Annotated in this window: 21 protein-coding genes, 3 tRNA genes and 1 pseudogene; 9 read left to right on the forward strand and 16 right to left on the reverse strand. The window is 71.4% G+C overall.

Features of this window, described 5'->3' with window-relative positions:
* Positions 1-50: 50 nt before the first annotated feature.
* The 3 genes from rpmG to IE308_RS32500 all read right to left on the reverse strand — a co-directional run bounded on the left by rpmG (position 51) and on the right by IE308_RS32500 (position 496).
* Positions 51-215 (reverse strand): 50S ribosomal protein L33, encoded by a 165-nt coding sequence (gene rpmG / locus IE308_RS32490; protein WP_003948671.1) that lies wholly within the window; start codon positions 213-215, stop codon positions 51-53.
* A gap of 89 nt (positions 216-304) precedes the next feature.
* Positions 305-377 (reverse strand) — tRNA-Met (locus IE308_RS32495).
* Positions 378-423: 46 nt separating this feature from the next.
* Positions 424-496 (reverse strand) — tRNA-Thr (locus IE308_RS32500).
* 255 nt (positions 497-751) lie between these two features.
* Between IE308_RS32500 and IE308_RS32505 the strand changes: the two genes are divergently transcribed.
* Together IE308_RS32505 and IE308_RS32510 are read left to right on the forward strand one after the other, a co-directional pair.
* Positions 752-2,020 carry an amidohydrolase family protein gene (locus tag IE308_RS32505; RefSeq protein WP_110629775.1) on the forward strand — a complete coding sequence of 423 codons (1,269 nt, stop codon included), beginning with the start codon at positions 752-754 and terminating at the stop codon, positions 2,018-2,020.
* A 65-nt stretch (positions 2,021-2,085) separates the two neighbouring features.
* Positions 2,086-2,739: an NAD(P)H-binding protein gene (locus IE308_RS32510; RefSeq protein ID WP_110629774.1), complete on the forward strand. Its 654-nt coding sequence runs from the start codon at positions 2,086-2,088 to the stop codon at positions 2,737-2,739.
* A gap of 64 nt (positions 2,740-2,803) precedes the next feature.
* Here IE308_RS32510 and IE308_RS32515 read toward each other — a convergent pair whose 3' ends face one another.
* Complete coding sequence (locus IE308_RS32515; protein ID WP_190220627.1) at positions 2,804-3,016, reverse strand: hypothetical protein; 213 nt, start codon at positions 3,014-3,016, stop codon at positions 2,804-2,806.
* Positions 3,017-3,112: 96 nt separating this feature from the next.
* Between IE308_RS32515 and IE308_RS32520 the strand changes: the two genes are divergently transcribed.
* The 3 genes from IE308_RS32520 to IE308_RS32535 all read left to right on the forward strand — a co-directional run bounded on the left by IE308_RS32520 (position 3,113) and on the right by IE308_RS32535 (position 6,873).
* The gene (locus IE308_RS32520; RefSeq protein WP_190220628.1) at positions 3,113-3,382 is read left to right on the forward strand and encodes a hypothetical protein; all 270 of its coding nucleotides are present in this window, start codon (positions 3,113-3,115) and stop codon (positions 3,380-3,382) included.
* Positions 3,383-3,437: 55 nt separating this feature from the next.
* Complete coding sequence (locus IE308_RS32530) at positions 3,438-6,254, forward strand: SpoIIE family protein phosphatase (RefSeq protein ID WP_229909307.1); 2,817 nt, start codon at positions 3,438-3,440, stop codon at positions 6,252-6,254.
* Positions 6,255-6,327: 73 nt separating this feature from the next.
* Positions 6,328-6,873 (forward strand): hypothetical protein, encoded by a 546-nt coding sequence (locus IE308_RS32535; protein ID WP_373314652.1) that lies wholly within the window; start codon positions 6,328-6,330, stop codon positions 6,871-6,873.
* Positions 6,874-7,087: 214 nt separating this feature from the next.
* On the opposite strand, the gene IE308_RS32540 is transcribed toward IE308_RS32535, so the two are convergent.
* Together IE308_RS32540 and IE308_RS32545 are read right to left on the reverse strand one after the other, a co-directional pair.
* Positions 7,088-9,820 (reverse strand): tetratricopeptide repeat protein, encoded by a 2,733-nt coding sequence (locus IE308_RS32540; RefSeq protein ID WP_190220630.1) that lies wholly within the window; start codon positions 9,818-9,820, stop codon positions 7,088-7,090.
* Between the two features lie 203 nt (positions 9,821-10,023).
* Entirely contained in the window at positions 10,024-10,668 is a 645-nt protein-coding gene (locus IE308_RS32545; RefSeq protein ID WP_190220631.1) for a chromosome partitioning protein, read from the reverse strand.
* A gap of 234 nt (positions 10,669-10,902) precedes the next feature.
* Here IE308_RS32545 and IE308_RS32550 point away from each other — a divergent pair, with 234 nt between their 5' ends.
* Together IE308_RS32550 and IE308_RS32555 are read left to right on the forward strand one after the other, a co-directional pair.
* Positions 10,903-11,091: a helix-turn-helix transcriptional regulator gene (locus tag IE308_RS32550; RefSeq protein ID WP_190220632.1), complete on the forward strand. Its 189-nt coding sequence runs from the start codon at positions 10,903-10,905 to the stop codon at positions 11,089-11,091.
* Positions 11,092-11,149: 58 nt separating this feature from the next.
* Positions 11,150-12,519: pseudogene (locus tag IE308_RS32555) on the forward strand (tyrosine-type recombinase/integrase).
* Positions 12,520-12,695: 176 nt separating this feature from the next.
* Here the strand turns inward: IE308_RS32555 and IE308_RS32560 are convergent.
* Positions 12,696-12,777, reverse strand: a tRNA-Tyr gene (locus IE308_RS32560).
* A 223-nt stretch (positions 12,778-13,000) separates the two neighbouring features.
* Between IE308_RS32560 and IE308_RS32565 the strand changes: the two genes are divergently transcribed.
* Positions 13,001-13,489: a YajQ family cyclic di-GMP-binding protein gene (locus IE308_RS32565; protein WP_190220633.1), complete on the forward strand. Its 489-nt coding sequence runs from the start codon at positions 13,001-13,003 to the stop codon at positions 13,487-13,489.
* 153 nt (positions 13,490-13,642) lie between these two features.
* On the opposite strand, the gene IE308_RS32570 is transcribed toward IE308_RS32565, so the two are convergent.
* Entirely contained in the window at positions 13,643-13,909 is a 267-nt protein-coding gene (locus tag IE308_RS32570; protein WP_110629770.1) for a GlsB/YeaQ/YmgE family stress response membrane protein, read from the reverse strand.
* Positions 13,910-14,068: 159 nt separating this feature from the next.
* On the opposite strand from IE308_RS32570, the gene IE308_RS32575 reads away from it, so the two are divergent.
* A complete protein-coding gene (locus IE308_RS32575) occupies positions 14,069-15,337 on the forward strand; it encodes an APC family permease (protein ID WP_190220634.1) in 1,269 nt (422 codons plus the stop codon).
* Between the two features lie 185 nt (positions 15,338-15,522).
* Here the strand turns inward: IE308_RS32575 and IE308_RS32580 are convergent, their stop codons facing one another.
* From IE308_RS32580 to IE308_RS32615, 8 genes are all read right to left on the reverse strand, one after another.
* Positions 15,523-15,915, reverse strand: coding sequence for a YccF domain-containing protein (locus IE308_RS32580; protein ID WP_110629768.1), 393 nt, complete (start codon positions 15,913-15,915; stop codon positions 15,523-15,525).
* Positions 15,912-16,775 (reverse strand): zinc metalloprotease HtpX, encoded by an 864-nt coding sequence (htpX, locus tag IE308_RS32585; protein WP_110629767.1) that lies wholly within the window; start codon positions 16,773-16,775, stop codon positions 15,912-15,914. The genes IE308_RS32580 and htpX overlap by 4 nt, the downstream gene beginning before the upstream one ends.
* 201 nt (positions 16,776-16,976) lie before the next feature.
* Positions 16,977-18,500: an NADH-quinone oxidoreductase subunit N gene (locus IE308_RS32590; protein ID WP_190220635.1), complete on the reverse strand. Its 1,524-nt coding sequence runs from the start codon at positions 18,498-18,500 to the stop codon at positions 16,977-16,979.
* Positions 18,497-20,071 (reverse strand): NADH-quinone oxidoreductase subunit M, encoded by a 1,575-nt coding sequence (locus IE308_RS32595; protein ID WP_190220636.1) that lies wholly within the window; start codon positions 20,069-20,071, stop codon positions 18,497-18,499. The genes IE308_RS32590 and IE308_RS32595 overlap by 4 nt, the downstream gene beginning before the upstream one ends.
* A gap of 6 nt (positions 20,072-20,077) precedes the next feature.
* Complete coding sequence (locus IE308_RS32600) at positions 20,078-22,072, reverse strand: NADH-quinone oxidoreductase subunit 5 family protein (RefSeq protein ID WP_190220637.1); 1,995 nt, start codon at positions 22,070-22,072, stop codon at positions 20,078-20,080.
* Positions 22,069-22,473, reverse strand: a complete 405-nt coding sequence (nuoK, locus tag IE308_RS32605; RefSeq protein ID WP_190220638.1) for an NADH-quinone oxidoreductase subunit NuoK — start codon at positions 22,471-22,473, stop codon at positions 22,069-22,071. The genes IE308_RS32600 and nuoK overlap by 4 nt, the downstream gene beginning before the upstream one ends.
* On the reverse strand, positions 22,473-23,195 hold the full coding sequence (locus IE308_RS32610; RefSeq protein ID WP_190220639.1) for an NADH-quinone oxidoreductase subunit J family protein: 723 nt from the start codon (positions 23,193-23,195) through the stop codon (positions 22,473-22,475). Before IE308_RS32610 ends, nuoK begins: the two co-directional genes overlap by 1 nt.
* Positions 23,192-23,926, reverse strand: coding sequence for a NuoI/complex I 23 kDa subunit family protein (locus IE308_RS32615; protein WP_190220640.1), 735 nt, complete (start codon positions 23,924-23,926; stop codon positions 23,192-23,194). Before IE308_RS32615 ends, IE308_RS32610 begins: the two co-directional genes overlap by 4 nt.

The following is a 23,926-nucleotide window of genomic DNA, read 5'->3' on the forward strand; positions in this document are numbered from 1 at the left end:
ACACGAGGCCGCCCCCCGACTGCGGGGGCGGCCTCCTGTACGAGCCTGATTTATCGCGTCTCGCGGTGCGCGGTGTGCGCGTTGCAACGCGGGCAGTGCTTCTTCATTTCGAGCCGGTCGGGGTTGTTCCGCCGGTTCTTCTTGGTGATGTAGTTCCGCTCCTTGCACTCCACGCAGGCCAGCGTGATCTTCGGGCGGACGTCGGTGGCAGCCACAGGAGTGCTCCTTGACGAACGGGTAGGCTAGTTCAACGCAAGAAAGAGTAGCCGATCGACGGACCGACCCGGCAATCGGCTACTGAGAGTAGCGGTGACCGGACTTGAACCGGTGACACAGCGATTATGAGCCGCTTGCTCTACCGACTGAGCTACACCGCTGCGGATCGATCAGCTCCCGCCTCGCGACGGGAACCTCTCTCACCAGAGCCCCAATACGGAATCGAACCGTAGACCTTCTCCTTACCATGGAGACGCTCTGCCGACTGAGCTATTGGGGCGAGCGATGAAGACATTACACGGTCCGCCGCCGTTCGCCCAAATCCGTATCCCGTCGGCGTCCCGTCGGCGTCTTGTCGGCTCTTCAAGGGCGTCGCGCAGGCCCTCCGCGGCCCCTGCCGCACCTCCCGTTCGGCGGACCACGCCGGTACGACTATTGCGCTCCTCCGCTCCGGCCGGGGACGGCCGTCCTAGGCTCGACACGCTGTGTGATCTTGCGCCGCCGCGCGCGGCCTGCCCGAGCCCCCTGGAGCCCGATGCCCGACAGCCAGCCGCAGCCGCCCCACGCCACACCCCCGCCCTCGGGACCGGCCGACGCCTCCCTGCTGCTGTGCGGAGCGCGCCTCACCGACGGCCGCCGAGTGGACGTACGGCTCGTCGGCGGGCGTATCGAGGCCGTGGGCACCGCCGGGAGCCTCGCGGGCCCGCCGGGCCGGGGCGGCACGCGCGTGGACCTCGGCGGCTATCTGCTGCTGCCGGCCCCCGCGGAGCCGCACGCCCACGCCGACACCGCCCTGTCGGCCGACGCCGACGGGCCCGTCCCGTACGACGCCCAGGACGTCCAGCGCCGGGCCACCGAGGCCGCCCTGCTGCAACTCGGGCACGGCGCGACCGCCCAGCGCGCGCACGTGCGCGTGGGCGACGTGCAGGGGCTCGGCGCGCTCGCCGCCGTACTCCAGGCGCGGCGGGCGCTGCGCGGGCTGGTGGAGCTGACGACGGTGGCGATGCCCCGGGTGCTGACCGGGGTGGCCGGGGCGGACGGGCTCGCCGTGCTGCGGGACGCGATGAAGATGGGCGCCTCGGTGGTGGGCGGCTGCCCTGACCTCGATCCCGATCCCACCGGGTACGTCGAGGCCGTCCTGGAGGTCGCCTCCGAGCACGGCTGCCCCGTCGACCTGCACACCGACGCCGCCGATCCGGCGCGCCTCGCGCGCGTGGCCGCGATGGCGGGCGGTCTGCGGCCCGGGGTGACGATCAGCCCGTGCGGCGGCCTGGACCGGCTGCCCGCGGACGCGGCGGCCCGCACCGCCGACCAACTCGCCGCCGCCGGTGTGGCGGTGGTGTGCCTGCCGCAGGGCGGTTGCGGGGGCGTGGAAGCGCGCGGCACGCAGGGGCGCGGGGCAGCGCCCGTACGGCTGCTGCGCGCCGCCGGTGTGCGGCTCGCGGCGGGCAGCGGCGCCCTGCGGGACGCCTGCAACCCCGTGGGCCGCGGCGACCCCCTGGAGGCCGCCTACCTCCTCGCCTCGCGTGAGGGGCTGCGCCCCGAGGACGCCTACGACGCGGTGAGTTCGGCCGCGCGGGCCGTCCTGGGGCTGCCCGAGGTGCGGGTGGAGGCGGGGTTCCCGGCGGAGCTGCTGGCGGTGCGGGGCGATCAGCTCGCCGGTGCGCTGTCCCTCGCGTACAGCAGGATCGTCGTCCACCGCGGGCGGGTGGTGGCGCGTACCAGCGCCGTGCGCGAGTTCTGCGACTCCGCCGCCGCGGTGGAGCTGGGGCTGCCCCGGCAGGGGCGCAACGAGCTGTCGTAGCGGCTTTCTAGGTCCCGGCCGGCGTCATGCGGCGGATGGGGCGGCGCGGGCGTACGGTCGAAGGCATGCGCATTGTCATCGCTGGTGGTCATGGTCAGATCGCGCTGCGGCTGGAGCGGCTGCTCGCCGCGCGCGGGGACGAGGTCGCGGGTCTGATCCGCAAGGCCGAACAGGGCGACGACCTGCGGGAGGCCGGGGCCGAACCGGTGCTGCTGGACCTGGAGTCGGCCTCGGTGGAGGAGGTCGCGGCGCATCTGCAGGGCGCCGACGCGGCCGTCTTCGCGGCGGGCGCGGGCCCCGGCAGCGGGGTGGCGCGCAAGGACACGGTGGACAAGGGCGCGGCGGTGCTGTTCGCGGACGCGGCGGTACGCGCGCGTGTACGGCGTTTCGTGGTCGTGTCGTCGATGGGCGCCGACGCGCGGCATCAGGGCGACGACGTCTTCGACGTGTACCTGCGCGCCAAGGGCGAGGCCGACGACCACGTGCGCGGCCTGGACCTGGACTGGACGATCCTGCGCCCCGGTTCGCTGACGAACGACGCCGGCACCGGCCTGGTCCGCCTGGAGGCCCGCACGGGCCGCGGACCGGTCCCGCGCGACGACGTGGCCGCCGTACTCGCCGAACTGGTGGACACCCCGGCGACGACGGGCCTCACGCTGGAACTGGTCAGCGGGTCCACCCCGGTGTCGGTGGCGGTGAAGTCGGTGGCGGGCAACTAGGACGGGAGCGGGCCGAGCAGGCGGTGGGGGCCCTTCAGGGGCTTTGAGGAGCCTCGACGGGCCGTCAGAAGAGGGGCAGCTGGCCGGGGATCTCCGGCACGACGTACCCGTCCAAGGAGGGCTGTACGGCGCCCAGTTGCGCGGGGCGGCGCGAGCCGGGGCATGAGGTCAGCGGGCCGTTCCCGCGGGCGCCGGGCGGGTCGTGCCGGGCGAAGCGGCCCGCGACGACGGCGATCTCCCGGCGGCATTCCGGGCAGTGTCTGCGGCGGCTGGACATGGGGCCAGTGTGCCGCAGTGCGCCACACGTGTACCGCCCCGCGCGCGGCGTCCGTCCCGCCGCGCGGATGTGCCGAAGCCTCCATAGCATCCGAACGTGGCCCACACTTTCGACGAGCTCGTGGCAATGCAGCGTGCGGCGAACGAGGCGCACGCGCGCGTGGAGGAGCTGCGCGGCAGCTACGGCGCCCCTACGGCGGCGCCCTGGACCGGGGAACAGCACGGCACGTACGAGACCGCCTGGCGAGCCTGGCGCGACCTCGCGCGGGACGTGCAGGCCTCCGTCACCGAGTACGCCAGGGACGAGGGCAGGCCCCGGAACGAGGTCGAGGCGGAGGTGAAGCGGGCGGCGGCCGGGGACAGCTGAGGCGGGTGTCCCCGGCCGCCCTGTTTGCGCGGGGTTTTCTGGGCACCCTGCTGGTATGGGCAGCCCCAGTCCGCCCGGGGCGCCGTCGCGGCGGCTGTCTCCGACGGCCGCGAACGTCGCGGTGGCCCGGCGGTTCGTGCGATCGGCCTTGAGCGGTGTCCCGCCGGACATGGTGGACACCGCCGAGCTGCTGGTGGGCGAACTGGTGACCAACGCGGTGATCCACGCCCGTACCGAGATCGAGACGCGGGTCTGGGTGACCGAGGGCCGGGTCCATGTGCGCGTCAGCGACCTGCGGCCGGACCGCGGGCTGGTGCCGCACGACCGTCATCCCTACGCCTGCACGGGCAGAGGCCTGGCCCTGGTGGAGGAACTGTCCACCAGCCACGGCGCGCACAGCGGCGAGGACCGCAAGACGGTCTGGTTCGAGCTCTGGCCCGGCGCTCCGGCCCCGCCGACGTCCGCGTGGGAGACCGTGGCCCCGTCCGACGACACCGTGAGCGTGGCGCTCAGCGATGTGCCGTACGCGTTGTACTGGGCGGCCCAGCAGCAGTGGGAGGGGCTGCTGCGCGAGCTGCTCCTCGCCCTGCCCGGCGGTGTGGGGGCGGTGGCGAACGGTGTGGAAAGGGTCGCGGCGCGTGTGGGGGCGGAGGGGGGTCCGGAGGAGGGCCTCGGTGCCGGGGCGTGTGCAGCGGCGCTCCGGGGCGGTGCGGAGACGGGCGGCGGTCACGAGCCCGACTGGGCCGGTGCGGAGTCCGACTGGGCGGGTCCGGAGCCCGATTGGGCCGGTCCGGAGCCCGACTGGGCCGGTGTGCCGCTGGAGGATCTCGTCGTGGCTCAGGACATGAGCAATGTGATCTGCGCGTCCATGACGGCCGCGGTGGAGCAGGAGACGCCCGACAGCTCGACGCTCTCCCTGCTCGTGGCGTTCCCGAAGCACGCCGTCACCGCCGTACGGACCCTGCGGCGCGTGCTCGACGAGGCCGACGCCGCCGCCCAGCAGGGAAGCCTGCTCGTGCTCCCGTCCCTGCCGCAGATCCGGGCCTTCCGCCACTGGCTGCTGGACCAGATCGCCGAGCAGCTGGAGGGCGGGCGCCCCACCGCCTGGACGCTGGTCCGGGGCGCGCCGAGCGACACCCCGACGGATCTGGCGCCGTGGGACGCGAGCGAGGTGGAGGCCAGCAACGTACCGACCATCGCGGCCGACGACCGCAACCGCATCATCGGGGTGAACTCGTCCGCGGCGAGCCTGCTGGGCTGGGACGCGCACGATCTCGTCGGGAAGCGGCTGACCGTCCTGATGCCCGAGCACCTGCGCGGGCGGCACACGGCCGCCTTCACGTCTCTGCTGCTCACCGGCGTGCCCCGGATCCTCGGCCGCTCCATACCGGTTCCCGCGCTGCACCGGGACGGCCGCGTGGTCCCCGTCCGGCTGCGCATCGAGACGCAGGAGTCGATCGACGGCCGCACGGTGTTCGTCGCCCAGCTGACGGCGCGGACGGCTCCGTCGGCTCCGTCCCGCGACCCGTCGGATCGCCGGCACACCACGCGTCCGGCGCCGGGCCCGGTCCACCTGCCGACGACCAGGAAGAAGTCGCGGAAGGCGAACTTCGACCGGTCGGCGCCGGAGTGGCTGCCCGTGTTCGCCGAGACCGGCAGGGCGATGGCGAGCGCCCACGACGTGGAGGTGGTGCTGCGGCGGGTGTGCCACGTCCTGACGCATGGGCTGGCCGACTGGTGCGCGGCGGACCTCTTCGACGAGGCGGGGCATTTGAAGCGGGTCTGTGTGGTGCACCGTGATCCGCGGGTGCAGGTGTCCGGGGATCACCTGGGCATGCTCCCTCCGGTGTCCGAGGCCACGCAGGGTTCCCTGCCCCGGGTGCTGCGGGGCGCCGGCCCGCTGCTGCTCACGCTCACTCCGCCGCGTGGCCAGGCGCAGAGTCCTCTGGAGGCGCGGCAGCTGGAGCTGGTGGAGGAGCTGGGCGGGCGCAGTGCCGTGGTCGCTCCGCTCCGCGCCCACCGGGAGATCCTCGGCGCGCTGACGCTGGTGCGGGTCCGGGACGAGCACCCGTTCACCAAGGACGACGTCCCCCAGATCGGCGATCTCGTCCGCAGCATCGCGCTCGGGGTGGACAGCGCCCGGCTGCACCGGCACATCCGATCCACCGCCGAAGAGCTGCAGCGGGCCCTGCTGCCCGAGCTGCCGCGCACCGGCCGGCTGGAGATGGCCGCCCGCTACGTCCCTTCCAGCACCACCGCCGAGGTCGGCGGCGACTGGTACGACGCGTTCACCCTGCCCGGTGGCGACACCGCGCTGGTCATCGGCGACGTGTCGGGCCACGACCTGCGGGCCGCGGTCGCCATGAGCGCGCTGCGCAACATGCTGCGCGGCCTCGCCGTCGACGGTGAGGAGCCACCCGGTGACGTCCTGCGCCGCCTGGACCTGGCGACGCACACGCTCGACCCGCACGCGACCGCCACCTGTGTCTACGCCCTGATCAAGGGCCAGGAGGGCGGCCCCTGGGACCTCTACCACTCCTCCGCCGGCCATCTGCCCCCGCTGCTGGCCACCCAGGACGGTGAGACCCGCTACCTGGACGCGGGCCGGGGCATGCTGATCGGCATGGACCCCGGCCTGCCCCGGCACTCCGCCTGCGACGCGCTGCCGCCGCACTCGACCCTGCTGCTCTTCACCGACGGCCTGATCGAACGGCGCGGCGAGTCCCTCGACGACGCGATGGCCCGCCTCAGCCGCCACGCAGCCGCCCACGCACGAGCCCCGCTGGACGTCTTCTGCGACGAACTGATCATCAAGTTCGGCGCCGACAACACCGACGACATCGCCCTGCTGGCACTACGCCCCACACCGTGACTCCGCCGCACAGGGCACGAAGGGACCGGGACCGCTACAGCAGCCCCGCTGACGTGGGGCGACGCGTGATTCAATGCCTTGCATGGGGGCTAACGCTACGCACTTAGGGCCGTTGGAACTGGTCGGCGGACACTGGGCAGTCGGGGACGCCACACGCCCGGACACCCACTGGGTGGAGTTCCGCCCGGACGGCCTCCACCAGCACAAGCCGGACTCCGAGGGACGGCTGGTCCCGTGGTCCGGGATCATGACCGGCATCTGGCTCACCTGGGGCAAGCACTCCTGGAACACGAACCACAGGGGCGTGTACACGCTCAAGGGAACGGTCGCCGGGCGCGACGGCGGCTGGATGCACATGACGCTTCGCCACCCGTACGAGGACCACCACCTGCGCTTCGACCAGCACGCGCGCCCGTACCGGGCGGTGGATGTCCTCCGCCTGGAGAGTCTGCTGCGGCAGCTCATCGACGAGGCGAAGCCACACCTCCTCGGCGACCCGGACTGGGTGGGCCGCGCCGTGGCCGGCCTGACCGGCGGAAGAAACAGCCGGCTCACACAGCGCGCGCTGCGGCGGGCGGCGACCGAGGCCATGGCAGCGGCCGACTCGGGCGCCCTCTGACGACCCGCCGCCGCCAATTGGGAAGGCTGAGCCGGCAGATTTACAGCGGGCTCCGTCCACCCTTCACCGCCTGCGGTTCTTTGCTGCCGGGCCACTGCCGGTGGACACCTGGGGGAGCGGTGACCCTCTTCGTCATGTCGGGATTCCCCGGCCCCCTGCTAATCCCCAGCCTCGTTCGGGCACCCAGCCTGATCCTTCAGGCGACCGTGCCAGGTTATTGAAGGGCGGCGAGGTTGTGCTGGGTGGTGAGGGTGTGCGGGTGAGTCTCGCCGAGAGTGTCACGCCGGTGCGCGAGGACGGCCTCATACTCGCCGCGAGCCCGCTCCACCTCCCCCAGGTCGCGCAGCACCCCGGCGAGGCTGTGCCGGGTGGTGAGAGTGTGCGGGTGAGTCTCGCCGAGAGTGTCACGCCGGTGCGCGAGGACGGCCTCATACTCGCCGCGAGCCCGCTCCACCTCCCCCAGGTCGCGCAGCACCCCGGCGAGGCTGTGCCGGGTGGTGAGGGTGTGCGGGTGGGTCTCGCCGAGAGTGTCACGCTCGCGCGCGAGGATGGCCTCATACTCGCCGCGAGCCTGCTCCACCTCCCCCAGGTCATGCAGCACCCCGGCGAGGTTGTGCCGGGTGGTGAGAGTGCTCGGGTGGAATTCGCCGAGGGCGTCACGCTCGCGCGCGAGGACGGCCTCATACTCGCCGCGAGCCCGCTCCACCTCCCCCAGGTCATGCAGCACCCCGGCGAGGCTGTGCCGGGCGGTGAGAGTACTCGGGTGGAATTCGCCAAGAAGGTCACGCCGGTGCGCGAGGACGGCCTCATACTCGCCGCGAGCCCGCTCCACCTCCCCCAGGTCATGCAGCACCCCGGCTAGTTCGTGCCGGGTGGTGAGAGTGCTCGGGTGGAATTCGCCGAGAAGGTCACGCCGGTGCGCGAGGACGACCTCATACTCGCCGCCAGCCTGCTCCACCTCCCCCAGGTCATACAGCACCACGGCGAGGTTGTGCCGGGTGGTGAGAGTGCTCGGGTGGAATTCGCCGAGAAGGTCACGCCGGTGCGCGAGGACGACCTCATACTCGCCGCGAGCCTGCTCCACCTCCCCCAGGTCATGCAGCACCCCGGCGAGGTTGTGCCGGGTGGTGAGAGTGCTCGGGTGGAATTCGCCGAGAAGGTCACGCTCGTGGGCGAGGACGGCCTCAAGTTCGCCGCGAGCCTGCTCCACCTCCCCCAGGTCATGCAGCGCTCTGGCTAGTTCGTGCCGGGTGGTGAGAGTGTCCGGGTGGGTCTCGCCGAGAGTGTCACGCCGGTGCGCGAGGATGGCCTCAAACTCGCCGCGAGCCTGCTCCATCTCCCCCAGGTCATGCAGCACCCTGGCTAGTTCGTGCCGGGCGGTGAGAGTGCTCGGGTGGAATTCGCCGAGAAGGTCACGCCGGTGCGCGAGGACGACCTCATACTCGCCGCCAGCCTGCTCCACCTCCCCCAGGTCATGCAGCGCCCTGGCGAGGTTGTGCCGGGTGGTGAGAGTGTCCGGGTGGGTCTCGCCGAGAGTGTCACGCCGGTGCGCGAGGATGGCCTCAAACTCGCCGCGAGCCTGCTCCACCTCCCCCAGGTCATGCAGCGCCCTGGCGAGGTCATGCCGGGTGGTGAGAGTGTGCGGGTGGGTCTCGCCGAGGACGTCACGCTCGTGGGCGAGGATGGCCTCACACTCCCGGCGAGCCTGCCTGTACAGGCCTTTTACCAACAGGTGGCGCGCTGCAAGATGCGCCGCTGCGGCTGCCGCGCCTGCGGTCGCCTGATCCGGCGGTTCGCCCGTCGTAGCGCGGTGGAAGAGATCCAGAGCATGAGGCTGCAAGAGGTCCCAGTGCTCCCAGTAGTCCGGCTCCTCTGGTATCCCCGTCTCCTGGGCGAACGCCGCGCTGTACAGCGCTTGGACAGCAGTGCCGAGTGCCGCGGGATCGAGGCTTGCGTCCCGGACCAGCGGATGCACACGCAGCGTGGGCAGCGCATCGGAGCCGGTCACGGGCTCTAGGTCCACCAGACCCAGGCCGGCCAGGGCCGTGAGCAGGCTCCACATGCCGGGTCCGTCGAGCTGCGCCAGCTCTCCGGCGCCGGCCAGCGTGCGCGGGGTCAGGAGCAGCGTGTACGGCAGCGGGGCGTCCGCAAACGCGGTAATCAGCCGCAGCAGGGGCCGAGCCAGGGACTGGCCGCGCTGATCGAGCAGCTTCAGGGACATGGCCCAGGTCTGGGTAATGACGTTGCCCCGGTCCACGTGCTCCAGGCCTCGGTCCAGCGAGGCCTGGTAGGAGCGGAAGTCCACTGGCGTATCCGACCCACGGTAGGGGGCCGGCACGTCGTTGGCGTCGGCGAGGTAGGCGCCGGCCAGGCGCAGGGCCAGGGGAAGACCACCGAGCCGTCGCGCCAGGCGCCGGGCGTCCTCCAGGGATCCAGCCGTTTGGCCCGCGTGGTCGCGTAGGATCTGCGCGGCGTCCGTAAGGTCGTCGCCGGTCAGGGGGTGCACTGTGTGCGGGGCGCATACGCCGCCCCAGGTCCCTGGAGTGCTGTCGCGGGTGGTGACCAGGACGTTGCCGCGGCCAGCAGGAGGCAGCCGGATCCAGCCGGTGCCCTCGCTCAGCTTCCCCGGACCGTCCAGCAGCGCCGGGTCGTCGGCGTTGTCCACCACCAGCAGCCACGGCCGCTCGCACTGGGCCAGGCGCGACCACAGCACGTCGGCGGTGTCCCCAGCCCGCAACTCGTCCTCGGAGGCGCCTGCCTGCCGGGCCACGGCCCGCAGACCCGCCTCAAGACCAGTCGCTTGCCGTGCGTCAACCCACCACACCTGCTCGGCGCGGGCCAGCCTGCGGGCAGCCAGCTCCAGGGCGACTGTGGTCTTCCCCGAGCCCCCCAACCCGCACAGCACCTGCACCAGCCGGATCCCAGGAAGGGACAGGCCAGCCTCCACTCGCCCCAACAGTGCATCGCGGCCCCGCAAAGGACGCTTCGGATCCCGCAGACCCAGCGGCGGCGCCACTGTGACCGGGACAGGGTCGGACATAGCTCCGGCAGCACCGAAGTAGACGTTGTCCGCCCGAAACTCGTGGGCGGCGAGTGATCCGTTGCGGGCCTGAACGCCCGGCTGGGGGGCGTCTGGTTCGCCGGGTCCGGTCAGGGCCGGCCCGTACCCGGCTGCTGAGGGTTTCCCAACCGCACCCCGTCGCGGACGTTGGCCATACCGGCCGCGAAGGAACCTCCCTCCGCCTTCACCGACAGATCACCCCCGACAGCCAGACCATAGGCCCCGGCCACCACACTGCCCGCGGATCGTGCCGCCTCCTGCACGGCAGACACCGCCTGCTCCAGATCCTGCGCGAAGCCTGAGTCCTCTTCCGCGGCCCGGGAGACTGCGGCCTCGACACGTTGCCGGGTCAGAGAACTCGGCTCATCCTGGCCAGCTGCCGCCTCGGCCTCCAGCCGCTCCAGCTCCGGATCATTGCCCAGACGACGGGCCACCACGCCATGGACACGGTCCATCGCTCCGTCGAGAGCCAAATCGACCTCGGCATCCGCCCGCCCCGCCACCCGGCGCGCCTTACGCACCGCCCACGCGAACACATAACCGACTGCGATCTCAACACCCGTCATACCGCCCCCTTTGCATACAGCGAGCGTAGCGAGACTCTGGCCGCCGAAGGCACCAAACTCGTCATCTGAACCCCTGGTGGCGTGAGGCACGACGGTTTTCAAGACCGATCGGATCTCCTCGGCCAAGCGCGGCTTGACCTGCGCGAGCGTCGCCACATCGGGCGCCATCTACGCCAGGCGGGCCAGAGGACCGCCCTGGACAACCTCTCCCACATGACCCCGGAGCTGTCGGACTTCCTGGGGGTCGGGGACGGCGATGTCCCACCCGGTGGGGTGGATGCGTACGCACTGCCCGTTACCCGGCGGCAGCTTCACACTCACCCAGCCCGGCCACCCCGCGCACCGCAGCGCCTTAAGAGTTCGCCGCCCCTCCCCCACGGATCCTGAGAAGGAGTCTTTGCCTTGGCTGCTCCCAAGATGCTCAAGCTCCCCGAAGTACTCGAAGAGATCGGCATGAGCCGCGCCGCCTTCTACCGGATGCGCGCCCGTGGCCAAGCACCCAAGCTCCGCAAACTCCCCAACGGTCAGCTCCGCATCAGCCGCGCCGACCTGGACGCCTGGTGGGAGAGCTGCACCGAGCACGCCGCCTAACCTGCACCGCCCATCGGGCCCGCTCGCCAGGGCGGGCCCTTTCGCTGCATGGAGAGCAATGCCCCTCACCTATGACGTTCGCGTCTACAGCATCGAGATCCGCCGAGACCGCCCGAAGCCCAATCGCGTCCGCTGGCTCGTCGGCCCTCAGAAGCACTCCAAGAGTTACACCGTCAAAGCGCAGGCAGACGGCCGCCGATCCGAGCTGATGACCGCTCTTCGCAAGGGCGAGCAGTTCGACGTGGAGACGGGCCTGCCCGCCTCGGAACTCCGCCCGCTGAACGGTTCCGTGACTTGGTACGAGCACACCCGGGCATATGTGGACGGCAGATGGGACCGCCTCCCGGCCAAGTCTCGCCGCAACGACGCTGACGCCCTGGCCACCCTGACGCCGGCACTAGTGAAGACCGCGGCCGGACGCCCAGCGCCCAGAGCGCTCCGCAGGGCTCTGTACGGCTGGGCGTACAACAAGAGCCGTTGGGACCAAGAGCCTCCCACCGAAGTGGCTGAGGCTCTTCGATGGGTGGAGAAGAACTCGGTGGCCATCTCAGCGCTTGAAGACCCCACGACGCTCCGCACGGCTTTGGACGCCCTGTCGACGCTGCTCGACGGCTCCCCGGCGGTGGAGCGTACCGCCCGTCGCAAGCGAGCCTGCCTGAGCGACGTTCTCGGACTCGCGGTCGAACGGCGGTACTTCACCATCCCCGTGAACCCCCTGACCACAGTGAAGTGGACGGCCCCAAGTCCACGGAGGAAGTCGACCCGGCGAGTGTCGCCAATCCGCGCCAGGTGCGGGAATTACTCGAAGCGGTACGCGCGCAGGGGGAGCGTGGGGCGCACCTCGAAGCCTTCTTCGGGTGCCTCTACTACGCCGCCATGCGCCCCGCAGAGGCCGTGGGCCTGAAGGCGTCACAGTGCCATCTGCCCAAGTGCGGGTGGGGCCACCTCACGCTTCGCGGCGGCTTAGTCCATGCCGGCCACGACTGGACAGACGACAACCGGGCCCACCAAGAGCGCCACCTAAAGGCCCGGGCCGCCCGGGACTCGCGAGTCGTGCCGATCCCGCCGCACTTCGTCGCCATGCTCCGGTGGCACATCGAGCGATTCGGCGCGGCACCGGATGGGCGCCTGTTCCGCACCAGTCGCGGCGGTGTGATTCAGGACACGGGATACGGAGAGGTTTGGGCGGAAGCCCGGAGCGCCGCCCTGTCCCCCTCCTAGGTGGCGTCCCCGCTTCCCCGCCGGTCGTATGACCTGCGATGCGCCGGGGTCTCCTTCTGGCTCTTCTCCGGGGTCGATCCCATGGAGGTAGCGCGTAGGGCCGGTCACTCCGTGGCTGTGCTCCTGCGGGTCTATGCGAAGGTTCTGGCACAGGCCCAGGACCGAGCGAACCGCCAGATTGAGGCTGGCCTGCGGGAATGGCACTGAGGGAGCGCGTCCCCCGGGGGACGTCTGGGGGACACGCGCTGATCAGGATCGGGTCACACCTGAGATCAGGTGAGACAAGCTTTGCTTTTCGACCATCGTTCGAATCTGCGTGTTCGAATACGAAGAAACCCCCTCCGCTCTGCTTTACAGCAGGTCGGAGGGGGTTTCCCTCAGCGTGGCGGCGCCAGGATTCGAACCTGGGAAGGCTGAGCCGGCAGATTTACAGTCTGCTCCCTTTGGCCGCTCGGGCACACCGCCGGGTTGTGCTGCCTCGAACCGCTTTTCGGCGGTGCTCCGTGGCAACGACGTAAACAATACCCGATGGACAGGGGTGCTTCGCCACCCCATTGATCTCCACCTGGCGAGAGGCGGGTGGCTAGGCTTGTCCGGATGGGGCCCGGGACCTACGCCGGGCTCGGCGGCAGCCCCCACGGACGCCGACACCCACCCGATCCGCACCCGATACAAGGAGCCACAGGACATGGCCGACTCCAGTTTCGACATCGTCTCGAAGGTCGAGCGGCAGGAGGTCGACAACGCCCTCAACCAGGCCGGCAAGGAGATCTCCCAGCGCTACGACTTCAAGGGCGTGGGTGCCTCGATCTCCTGGTCCGGGGAGAAGATCCTGATGGAGGCGAACTCCGAGGACCGGGTGAAGGCTGTCCTCGACGTCTTCCAGTCCAAGCTGATCAAGCGCGGGATCTCCCTGAAGGCGCTGGACGCGGGTGAGCCGCAGCTGTCCGGCAAGGAGTACAAGATCTTCGCCACGATCAAGGAGGGCATCTCCCAGGAGAACGCCAAGAAGGTGGCGAAGATCATTCGCGACGAGGGCCCCAAGGGTGTGAAGGCGCAGGTGCAGGGCGAGGAGCTGCGGGTCAGCTCCAAGAGCCGCGACGACCTGCAGGCCGTCATCGCCCTGCTGAAGGGCCAGGACTTCGACTTCGCGATGCAGTTCGTGAACTACCGCTGACGACGACCACCGGTGCGTCCGGGTACGGGAGGGGCGGGCACCCGAGTGCGGGCGCCCGCCCCTCCCGTCTGCTGGTCGGGGACGGGTGTGGCGGAAAGGGACGGGTCTGGCGGTCGCGAACGGCCCGACGCGCTCCGGGACGGCCGGGGGCGGTCAGTCGCGGGAGTTGCCGAACAGGATGCGGTAGGCGATCAGGAGCACCAGTGAGCCGCCGATCGCCGCGGCCCAGGTGGCGCCGTCGTAGAAGTCCTTGCTGATCGGGTGGTCCAGCCAGCGCGCCGAGATCCAGCCGCCGATGAACGCGCCCGCGATGCCGATGACCGTCGTGCCGACGAAGCCGCCAGGGTCGCGTCCCGGCAGCAGGAACTTGGCGATGGCTCCGGCCAGCAGGCCGAGGATGATCCAGCTGATGACGCCCATGCCGTGAACCTGCCCCTCCGCGCTGTGCGGGCGCTGTCCCGGCGCCGTGATCCGGCTCTCGGTGACCTGTGCCTCTACCGCGCGTGCGTTCGTGCTCTGTTGGCCGGGAAGACGTCACCGCAGCACCCGCCGGTTCCGGCGATCAGTAGGGTGCGTGCCATGACACAGCCCGGACCTGCCGCTGAGCTGCGGCGCACGCTCGGCGTCGGCGATGCCGTCGTCATCGGGCTCGGCTCCATGGTCGGCGCCGGTATCTTCGCCGCCCTCGGTCCCGCCGCGCGCGCCGCGGGCTCCGGGCTGCTGATCGGGCTCGCGGTCGCGGCCGTGGTCGCCTACTGCAACGCGATGTCCTCGGCACGGCTGGCCGCCCGCTACCCCGCCTCGGGCGGCACCTATGTGTACGGGCGTGAGCGTCTCGGGGAGTTCTGGGGGTATGCCGCGGGCTGGTCCTTCGTGGTGGGCAAGACGGCCTCCTGTGCTGCGATGGCGTTGACGGTGGGTACGTACGTCTGGCCGGCGCAGGCGCACGCGGTGGCGGTCGCGGCGGTGGTGGCGCTGACCGCGGTGAACTACGGCGGCATCCAGAAGTCCGCCTGGCTGACGAGGGCGATCGTGGCGGTCGTGCTGGCCGTCCTCGCCTGCGTGGTGGTCGTGTGTCTCACCTCCGGGGAGTCGGACGCGGGGCGGCTGGATGTCGGGGCGTCGGGCGGCGCGGGCGGCGTGCTGCAGGCGGCCGGCCTGCTGTTCTTCGCGTTCGCGGGGTACGCGCGCATCGCGACGCTCGGCGAGGAGGTGCGCGACCCCGCGCGCACCATTCCCCGGGCGATCCCGCTGGCGCTGGGCATCGCTCTGGCGGTCTACGTGTGCGTGGCGGTGGCTGTCCTTTCCGTGCTGGGGTCTCAAGGGCTCGGGGAGGCGGGCGCGCCGCTGGCGGAGGCGGTGCGGGCCGCGGGGGCGCCCGGGCTGGTGCCGGTGGTGCGGGCGGGGGCTGCGGTGGCCGCGCTCGGTTCGCTTCTCGCGCTGATTCTGGGGGTGTCCCGGACGACGCTGGCGATGGCCCGGGACCGGCATCTGCCCGGCCTGCTGGCCGTGGTGCACCCGCGGTTCAAGGTGCCGCACCGGGCGGAGCTGGCGGTGGGCGCGGTGGTCGCCGTGCTGGCCGCGACGGTGGACGTGCGCGGCGCCATCGGGTTCTCCTCCTTCGGTGTGCTCGCGTACTACGCGGTCGCCAACGCCTCGGCGTGGACCCTCGACCCGGCGCCGGCGAAGCGGGTCGTCCCGGCGTTGGGCCTCATCGGGTGCGCGGTGCTGGCGTTCTCGCTGCCGATGACGTCGGTGGCGGTGGGTGCGGGGGTCCTGGCGGTGGGTGTCGGCGCGTACGGCGTGCGAGGGCTGCTGCGGCGGCGGGAGTTGCGCGGGCGGCGGTAGGGGGTCGGGCTCCCGTAGAGCGGCAGGCCGCACTCGGGGGTCGGGGGCATCCCGGTTGCCCGTCGCTTTTTGCTGTCGAGTGGTCGCTGTGTGTCATGCATCCATGATGCGGGGGGCCACTGACATCCGGGCCGGCCTGTGGACAACCGGGCCCTTGTGGACAACGCCTCGGCCTTGTCGGCCTCTCAGTACGCCGTGAACGGCTCGTCGGTGCGGACGATCTCGCGGCCCAGCGGGAACAGCGAGACGGGGATCAGCTTGAAGTTGGCCACGCCGAACGGGATGCCGATGATCGTGACGCAGAGCAGGAGCCCGGTGACGATGTGGCCGAGCGCGAGCCACCAGCCGGCGAGGACCAGCCACAGCACGTTGCCGACGCAGGACGGGGCGCCGGCGTCGTGGCGTTCGACGGTGGTGTAGCCGAAGGGCCAGAGGGCGTAGACGCCGATGCGGAAGGCGGCGATGCCGAACGGGATGCCGATGATGGTGATGCAGAGCAGGAGTCCGGCGGCCAGATAGCCGAGGAACAGCCAGAATCCGCTCAGCACGAGCCATATGACGTTCAGGATGGTCTTCACAGCTGACGACCTGCCATCTTCTCGAGCCGGGCGATACGGTCCGCCATCGGCGGGTGGGTGGAGAACATCCTGGACAGACCCTGGCCGGGCCGGAACGGGTTCGCGATCATCATGTGGCTCGCGGTCTCGATGCGGGGCTCCGGCGGCAGCGGGAGCTGCTGGGTACCGGCCTCCAGCTTGCGCAGCGCGCTGGCGAGGGCGAGCGGGTCGCCCGTGAGGTGGGCGCCGGACGCGTCCGCCTCGTACTCGCGGGAACGGCTGATGGCGAGCTGGATGACCGAGGCGGCGAGCGGTCCGAGGATCATGATCAGCAGCATGCCGAGCAGGCCGGGGCCGTCATCGTCGTCGGAGCGGCCGATCGGGATCAGCCAGGCGAAGTTGACCAGGAACATGATCACCGAGGCGAGGGCGCCGGCGACCGACGAGATCAGGATGTCGCGGTTGTAGACGTGGCTGAGTTCGTGGCCGATGACGCCGCGCAGCTCCCGCTCGTCGAGTATGCGAAGGATGCCCTCGGTGCAGCACACGGCGGCGTTGCGCGGGTTGCGGCCGGTGGCGAAGGCGTTGGGCGCCTCAGTCGGTGAGATGTACAGCCGCGGCATGGGCTGGCGGGCCTGCGTGGAGAGGTCGCGGACCATGCGGTACAGCGCGGGCGCCTCGAACTCGCTCACCGGGCGGGCACGCATGGCGCGCAGGGCCAGCTTGTCGCTGTTCCAGTACGCGTAGGCGTTGGTGCCGAGCGCCACCAGGAGCGCGACGATCAGGCCCGTACGGCCGAAGAAACTGCCGAAGACGATGATGAGTGCGGACAGTCCCCCGAGGAGTACTGCGGTCCTGAGCCCGTTGTGCCGGCGGTGCACGGTACGCCCTCCAAATGGTGCGGCAGGGGAACCCTTTGCTGGTCGTTCTGCGATGCCACCGGTGCCGTGGTGTCACGTCCAGTGGACCCTCCCTGACTGGTCAACGCGAGGCGAGGGGCACTAGTTCCCTTGTGCGGGCGGGGCGGTCCTGGGCCGTCCGGGTGAGGGACGGCCCAGGGTGGTGGGCGCTGGGCCGGAGGCTCAGAAGAGGCCGGTGTCGGCGAAGCGCAGGACCACCTGCGGGGCGCCGGACAGGGCGATGCCGAGCACGGCGGTCAGGGTGATGGCGGCCGTCAGCGGTGCGGGGACGCGGTGCCTGACCGGCTCGCCCTCGGGTGCGCGGAAGAGCAGGGCCGTCCACTGGAGGTAGTAGAACAGCGCGATCACGACGTTGACCGCCATGACCACGGCCAGCCAGCCCAGGCCCGCGTCGACGGCCGCGGAGAAGACGGTGACCTTCGCGAACAGGCCGATGATGCCGGGCGGCAGTCCGGCGAGGCAGAGCAGGAAGAAGGCCAGCAGCAGGGCGGCCAGGGGGTTCTTCGCGTAGAGCCCTCGGTAGTCGCTGACGCGGTTCAGCAGCCTCGTGCGGCCGACCAGCGCGGAGACCGCGAAGGCGCCGAGGTTCACGACGCCGTACATGAGGGCGTACGCGACGGTGGAGCCGACGGCGTGTTCGGCGTCGTCGGTGTAGGCGGAGGCGGCGATCGGCACGAGGAGGTAGCCGGCCTGGCCCACCGACGACCAGGCCAGCAGCCGTACGGCGCTGTACGCGCGCGTGGCCTGCTGGCGCAGGGCGCCGACGTTGCCGACGGTCATGGTGAGCGCGGCGAGCGCGGCGAGCGCCGGGCCCCAGACGTCGTCGTACGAGGGCAGGGCGACGACGGTGACGAGGATGAGGCCGGAGAAGCCGACCGCCTTGCCGACGACCGACAGGTAGGCGGCGATCGGCAGGGGCGCCCCCACATAGGTGTCGGGCACCCAGAAGTGGAACGGCACGGCGGCCGTCTTGAAGGCGAAGCCGACGAGGGTGAGGACGACGCCGGTCTGGGCGAGGGTGTGCAGCTGCCCGTCGACGTGCTGGATCCGGTCGGCGACCTGGGTGAGGTAGAGGGTGCCGGTGGAGGCGTAGACGAAGCTGATGCCCATCAGGCTGACCGCGGTCGCGGTGACCGAGGACAGGAAGAACTTCAGCGCCGCCTCGGAGGAGCGCTTGTCCCCGTGGCGCAGGCCGACGAGGGCGAACGCGGGCAGGGATGCGACCTCCAGTGCGACGATCAGGGTCGCGAGGTCCCGGGAGGCGGGCAGCAGGGCCGCGCCGGCCGCGGAGGACAGCAGCAGGAACCAGAACTCCCCTTCGGGGAGTTGTTTGCGCGCGTCCTTCAGTGCGGTGACCGACAGCAGGGCGGCGAGGAGGGCGCCGCCGAGGACGAGCAGCTGGATGACGAGGGTGAAGCGGTCCGCGGTGTAGCTGCAGGCGGTGGGGGCGTCGGGCAGGCAGAAGGTGGAGCGGTCGCCGTCCACCAGGGGAATCAGCAGGACGGTGGAGGCGGCGAGGCCGGCCACCGACAGCCACCCCAGCAGTGGCTTGCGTTCCTCGGGCACGAACAGGTCGGCGACGAGGACGGCGAGCGCGACGACCGCGGCGACGGTGGGCGGCGCGATGGCGAGCCAGTCGACGGACTGGACCAGGGACGCGGCCAGCGGCTGGGCCAGGGAGCTCATCGGGTGCCTCCTGCGAGGAGCTGCTGCACGGCCGGGTCGGTCAGGCCGAGGAGGGCCTTGGGCCACAGTCCGGCGACGACGGTCAGGGCGACCAGCGGGGTCCAGGCCGCGAACTCGTAGGCGTGGACGTCGGTCAGCTTCGGCGCGTCCTGCGGCAGGGCGCCCATGCAGACGCGGCGGACCACGACGAGCATGTACGCGGCCGTCAGCAGGGTGCCGAACGCGGCGATCGCCATGAAGGTGAGGAACGCGCCCCGGTGCAGGTCGGCGGCGGGCCGGAACGCGCCGAAGAGCGCGAGCATCTCGCCCCAGAACCCGGCGAGGCCGGGCAGGCCGAGCGAGGCGACGGCGCCGAAGGCGAGCAGACCGCCGAGGCGGGGCGCCTTGCCGTAGAGGGCGGCTCCGGTCTCCTCGGCGAGGGTGTCGAGGTCGGTGCTGCCGGTGCGGTCCTTCAGCGCGCCGACCAGGAAGAAGAGCAGGCCGGTGATGAGGCCGTGGGCGATGTTGGCGAACAGGGCGCCGTTCACGCCGGTCGGGGTGGTGCTGGCGATGCCGAGGAGGACGAAGCCCATGTGGCCGACGGAGGAGTAGGCAATGAGCCGCTTCAGGTCCCCCTTGGCGCCCTGCTTGGCCAGGGCCAGGCAGGCGAGGGATCCGTAGATGATCCCGACCACGGCGAAGGCGGCGAGGTAGGGCGCGAAGGTGTGGAAGCCGTCGGGTGCCACCGGCAGAAGGATCCGGACGAACCCGTACGTACCCATCTTCAGCAGGACACCGGCGAGGAGGACCGAGCCGACGGTCGGCGCGGCGGTGTGCGCGTCGGGCAGCCAGGTGTGCAGCGGCCACATCGGCGTTTTGACCGCGAGCCCGATCCCGATCGCCAGTACGGCGATGACCTGCACGGATGTGGTCAGCGACCGGCCGTTGTCAGTGGCGAGTGCCACCATGTCGAACGTGCCCGCCTTGAGCCCGATCAGGAGCAGGCCGAGCAGCATGACGACCGAGCCGAGCAGCGTGTACAGGATGAACTTCCAGGCGGCCGCGGCCCGGCCCTCGCCGCCCCAGCGGGCGATGAGGAAGTACATCGGGATCAGGACCATCTCGAAGGCGAGGAAGAACAGCAGCAGGTCGAGGACGGCGAAGGTGGCGAGGGTGCCGGACTCCAGGACGAGCAGCAGGGGGACGAAGGCCTTCGGGCTCGGCCCCGCAGGCATCTTGAAGTAGGAGTACAGCGCGCTCAGGAAGGTCAGCAGCGCGGTCAGGACCAGAAGGGGGAGGGAGATGCCGTCGATGCCCAGGTGGATCCGCACGTCGAGTGCGGGGATCCAGCTGATGTCGGTCGTGGCCTGCATCCTCGACGGGTGGCCGTGGTCGAAGCCGAGCGCGAGGACGATCGCGGCGATGAGCACCGCGCCGGTCACGGTCACACCGTGCCGGAGGACGGCCTGCTCGGGCGACTTCCCCTTCAGTCCGGGAGGGGCCGGCAGGAGAGCGGCGGCCGCGCCGAGGAGCGGGCCGACGACGACGAACGCCAGAAGGAACTGCATCACGGACTCGCTGATATCGATCACGCCTGCTCACGCTCCCGTGGCGACGAGGACGGCGGCGACCGCGAGGACGACGGTGCCGGCGAGCAGCGCGCTCACATAGGTCTGCACATTGCCGGTCTGGGCGCGCCGTACGGCGGCCCCGAGCCAGCGCGGAAGGGCGCCCGCACCGCGGACGTAGGCGTCGACGACCTCGCGGTCGAGGAACCGGACGAGGCTCGCCGCGGCCTGCACCGGGCGGACGAACAGCGCCCGGTAGACGGCGTCCAGGTGGAAGCCGACGGCCGCGGAGTGGTGCAGCGGGCCGAGCAGCAGCCGCCCGGGGTCGGCCGGGTCGGGGGCGTAGGCGATGTTTCCGTAGGCGGGCGTGTGGCTGGCGATGGCCTCCGCCTCGACCAGTCCGGCGTCGCCCTCCGGGTGGGCGGCGACCGCGCCGAGCGGCACGCGGGCGGCGAGGGCGGTGGTGTGCCGCCAGGCCGCGTAGGTGACGAGTCCGCCGATCAGGGCCAGGCCGGTGCCGAGCACCGAGGTCGTCAGGGTGGGCGTCAGGTCGCGGCCGTCGAACCAGTCGGGCAGCAGGCGGTAGGTGAGTCCGCCGAGCGCGAGGGACGGCACGGCGAGCACCCACAGCACCACCGTCATCGTCAGCGGCTGCCTGCCGTGGTCGGGGGCGTCGGCGCCCCGGCCTCGGAAGGCGAGCAGCCACAGGCGGGCCGCGTAGGCGGCGGTGAGGAGGGCGGTCAGCAGGCCGGAGAGGAGGACGATCCAGCCCGCGGCGGCGGGCGCGTGCTCGGTGTGGCCGGTGGAGACGTGCTCGGCGGCGCCGAGGACGGACTCCTTGGAGAAGAAGCCGCTGAACGGCGGGATCGCGGCGAGCGCGAGGAGCGCCACGGTCATCGTCCAGTAGGCGTCGGGCACGCGGTCGCGCAGGTTCCGCATGCGGGACATGGCGGCCAGGGAATTGGTGCCGGCCGCGTGGATGACCGCGCCGGCGGCGAGGAACAGCAGCGCCTTGAAGGCGCCGTGCGACAGGAGGTGGAAGACGGCGGCACCGCGGTCGGCGACGGCCAGGGCGCCGGTCATGTAGCCGAGCTGGCCGATCGTCGAGTAGGCGAGGACCCGCTTGATGTCGTCCTGGGCGAGCGCGGCGAGGCCGGAGCCGGCCATCGTCACGGCGGCCATGACGGCGAGGACCACCATCGCGGCCGAGGAGGTCTCGAAGACGGGGAGGAGACGGGCGATGAAGTAGACACCGGCGGCGACCATGGTCGCGGCGTGGATCAGCGCGGAGACGGGCGTGGGGCCCGCCATCGCGTCGGGGAGCCAGGTGTGCAGCGGGAACTGCGCCGATTTGCCCGCCACACCGGCGAGGAGCAGCAGGGCGATCAGCGTCGGGTGGTCCAGGCCGCCGTGCGCGACAGCGCCGAGGATCTTGGTGATCCGGAAGGAGCCGGTGTCCCCGGCGAGGGCGAACAGGCCGATGAGGAAGGGGACGTCGCCGAGCTTGGTGACCAGGAAGGCCTTGATGGAGGCGGCGCGGGCCTCGGGGGTCTCCCAGTAGTGGCCGACCAGGAAGTAGGAGCAGATACCCATGACTTCCCAGCCGACCAGCAGCACGATCAGGTCGCCGGAGTAGACGACGAGGAGCATCGCGGAGGTGAACAGGGAGACGAGGGCGGCGTACGACGGGTAGCGCGGGTCGTCGCGCAGGTAGCCCGTGGAGTAGATCTGCACGCAGCTCGCGACCACGCCGACCAGGACGGCGACGAGCGCGGCGAAGCCGTCGATGTGCACGGCGAGCTCGATCGGCACCGAGCCGGTCGGGGTGAGTTCGGTGGCCGCGTCGACGGCCGCGTCTCCGCCCTGGCGTACGGCGACCAGGACGGCCAGTACGAGGGCGGCGAGGGTCGGCAGGACGGCGAGCGGGCGGACGAACCCCGGTGCCGTGCGGCCCAGCAGCAGGCCGGCGGCCGCGCCGAGGAACGGCAGGAGGGGGACGAGGACGGCGAGGGTGGTCGTGGTCACGCGGAGGCCTCAGCCTTCTCGGCCTGCTCGGCCGTGAGGGCGTCGCTGTCGGGGAGGTCGCTGCCGGAACCGTCGGGACCGGGGCCCTCGGCGGTGTCGCGGAGCTTGTCGATGTCCGAGGTGCCGCGGTTGCGGTGGACGGCGAGGACGATCGCCAGGCCGATGCCGATCTCGGCGGCGGCGATGGCGATGGTGAACAGGGTCAGGGCCTGCCCGGAGTGCAGGGTCTCCTCGGCGGTCTTGCTCAGCCAGACGTCGAAGGCGACCAGGTTGAGGTTGACGGCGTTGAGCATCAGCTCGACCGACATCAGCACGAGGATCGCGTTGCGGCGGGCGAGGACGCCGTACAGGCCCGTGCAGAACAGGAGGGCGGAGAGTACGGCGGGATAGGCGAGGTGCATCAGCGGGCGCCTTCCTGCTCGGCCGGGGCCCCGGGGTCGGCCGGCTTCTGGGGGCCGTCCGGCTGCGTTCCCTCGATCGGGTGATTCCGGGAATCCGGGACGGATGGGGAACCACCGGACGCGGCCCGGGAGTTCACAGGGGGAGAGCTCGACTCCGCCTTCGCCTTCCGGGACAGGACGATCGCGCCGACCAGGGCCGCGAGGAGGAGGACGGAAAGGGCCTCGAAGGGCAGGACCCAGTTCTGGAACAGGCTCGCGCCGGTGACCTCCGTGGAGCCGGCGGCGGCGCCGTCCAGGTCGATCCAGGTGGTGCGGAAGGCGTCGACGACCACCCAGACCAGCGCGGCCGCGGCGGCGACGGCCACGGTGAGCGCGGCCCAGCGGTTGCCGGAGTCGGCGTCCGGGGAGCGGCCGATGGGGGCCTTGGTGAGCATCAGACCGAACAGTAGGAGGACGACGACGGAACCCACATAGATGAGGACCTGCACCCAGGCGATGAACTCGGCCGTGAGCAGGAGGTACTCCACGGCCAGGCCGCCGAGGGTCACCACGAGCCACAGGGCGGCGTGCACCAGCTGCCTGGTGGTGACGGTGACGAGGGCGGCGCCGAAGGTGAGCAGGCCGACGAGGAGGAACGCGATCTCGACGCCGGTCGGGGAGAGGAAACCGTGTCCCTGGGCGGACAGGGTCACGGCATGGGCGGTCGCTGCGGCGGATGTCATTCCTGGCCCTCCTGCCGCGGCTGGTCCGTCTGCTGCCGGGAGTCGCCCTGCGCGCGGGTGGGGTGCTCGGCGGCGCGGGCCTGCTCCTCCGCGTGCGGTACGGCGGACGAGGCGGGCCGGCGCGGCTCACCTGCCGACGGCGCCGGCTGCGGCTCGGCGGTGGCGGGAGCCGCGGGAGCTGCCTGCTGGGCGGCCAGCTTCTCGGCGGTCTTGCGGGCCGCGGCGATCTCCTTCGGTTCCTCCGCACCCGGGTCGAGCGCGGGCGGGGCCGGGACGGTCCACATCCACTCGCGGAGCTTGTCCCGCTCGTGGGTGAGATCGCGGATGTCGGTCTCGGCGTATTCGAACTCCGGGGACCAGAACAGCGCGTCGAAAGGACACACCTCGATGCAGATACCGCAGTACATGCACAGGGAGAAGTCGATGGCGAACCGGTCGAGGACGTTGCGGCTGCGCTCACGTCCGCCCGGGGTCGCCGCCGGGATCGTCTCCTTGTGGGAGTCGATGTAGATGCACCAGTCCGGGCACTCGCGGGCGCACAGCATGCAGACCGTGCAGTTCTCCTCGAACAGCCCGATGACGCCGCGGGTGCGGGGCGGGAGCTCGGGCTGGGCGTCCGGGTACTGCTCGGTGACGGTCTTCTTCGTCATCGTGCGCAGGGTGACGGCCAGGCCCTTGGCCAGGCCGGCGCCCGGGAAGCGGGACTTGGTGGGCTGGAGCTGATCGGCCAT

Origin of the sequence: Streptomyces griseosporeus (assembly GCF_014656055.1) — a bacterium.
Taxonomy (GTDB): domain Bacteria; phylum Actinomycetota; class Actinomycetes; order Streptomycetales; family Streptomycetaceae; genus Streptomyces; species Streptomyces griseosporeus.

Bases quoted from the DNA above. Each gene is read 5' to 3' on its own strand.
- IE308_RS32545 (WP_190220631.1), bottom strand. From the start codon at position 10,668: ATGGCGCCCGATGTGGCGACGCTCGCGCAGGTCAAGCCGCGCTTGGCC.
- IE308_RS32575 (WP_190220634.1), top strand. From the start codon at position 14,069: ATGACACAGCCCGGACCTGCCGCTGAGCTGCGGCGCACGCTCGGCGTC.
- IE308_RS32515 (WP_190220627.1), bottom strand. From the start codon at position 3,016: ATGTCCAGCCGCCGCAGACACTGCCCGGAATGCCGCCGGGAGATCGCC.
- IE308_RS32535 (WP_373314652.1), top strand. From the start codon at position 6,328: ATGCCTTGCATGGGGGCTAACGCTACGCACTTAGGGCCGTTGGAACTG.
- IE308_RS32570 (WP_110629770.1), bottom strand. From the start codon at position 13,909: ATGGGCGTCATCAGCTGGATCATCCTCGGCCTGCTGGCCGGAGCCATC.
- IE308_RS32565 (WP_190220633.1), top strand. From the start codon at position 13,001: ATGGCCGACTCCAGTTTCGACATCGTCTCGAAGGTCGAGCGGCAGGAG.
- IE308_RS32530 (WP_229909307.1), top strand. From the start codon at position 3,438: ATGGGCAGCCCCAGTCCGCCCGGGGCGCCGTCGCGGCGGCTGTCTCCG.
- IE308_RS32610 (WP_190220639.1), bottom strand. From the start codon at position 23,195: ATGACATCCGCCGCAGCGACCGCCCATGCCGTGACCCTGTCCGCCCAG.
- IE308_RS32615 (WP_190220640.1), bottom strand. From the start codon at position 23,926: ATGGCCGATCAGCTCCAGCCCACCAAGTCCCGCTTCCCGGGCGCCGGC.
- IE308_RS32505 (WP_110629775.1), top strand. From the start codon at position 752: ATGCCCGACAGCCAGCCGCAGCCGCCCCACGCCACACCCCCGCCCTCG.
- IE308_RS32510 (WP_110629774.1), top strand. From the start codon at position 2,086: ATGCGCATTGTCATCGCTGGTGGTCATGGTCAGATCGCGCTGCGGCTG.
- nuoK (WP_190220638.1), bottom strand. From the start codon at position 22,473: ATGCACCTCGCCTATCCCGCCGTACTCTCCGCCCTCCTGTTCTGCACG.
- IE308_RS32590 (WP_190220635.1), bottom strand. From the start codon at position 18,500: ATGAGCTCCCTGGCCCAGCCGCTGGCCGCGTCCCTGGTCCAGTCCGTC.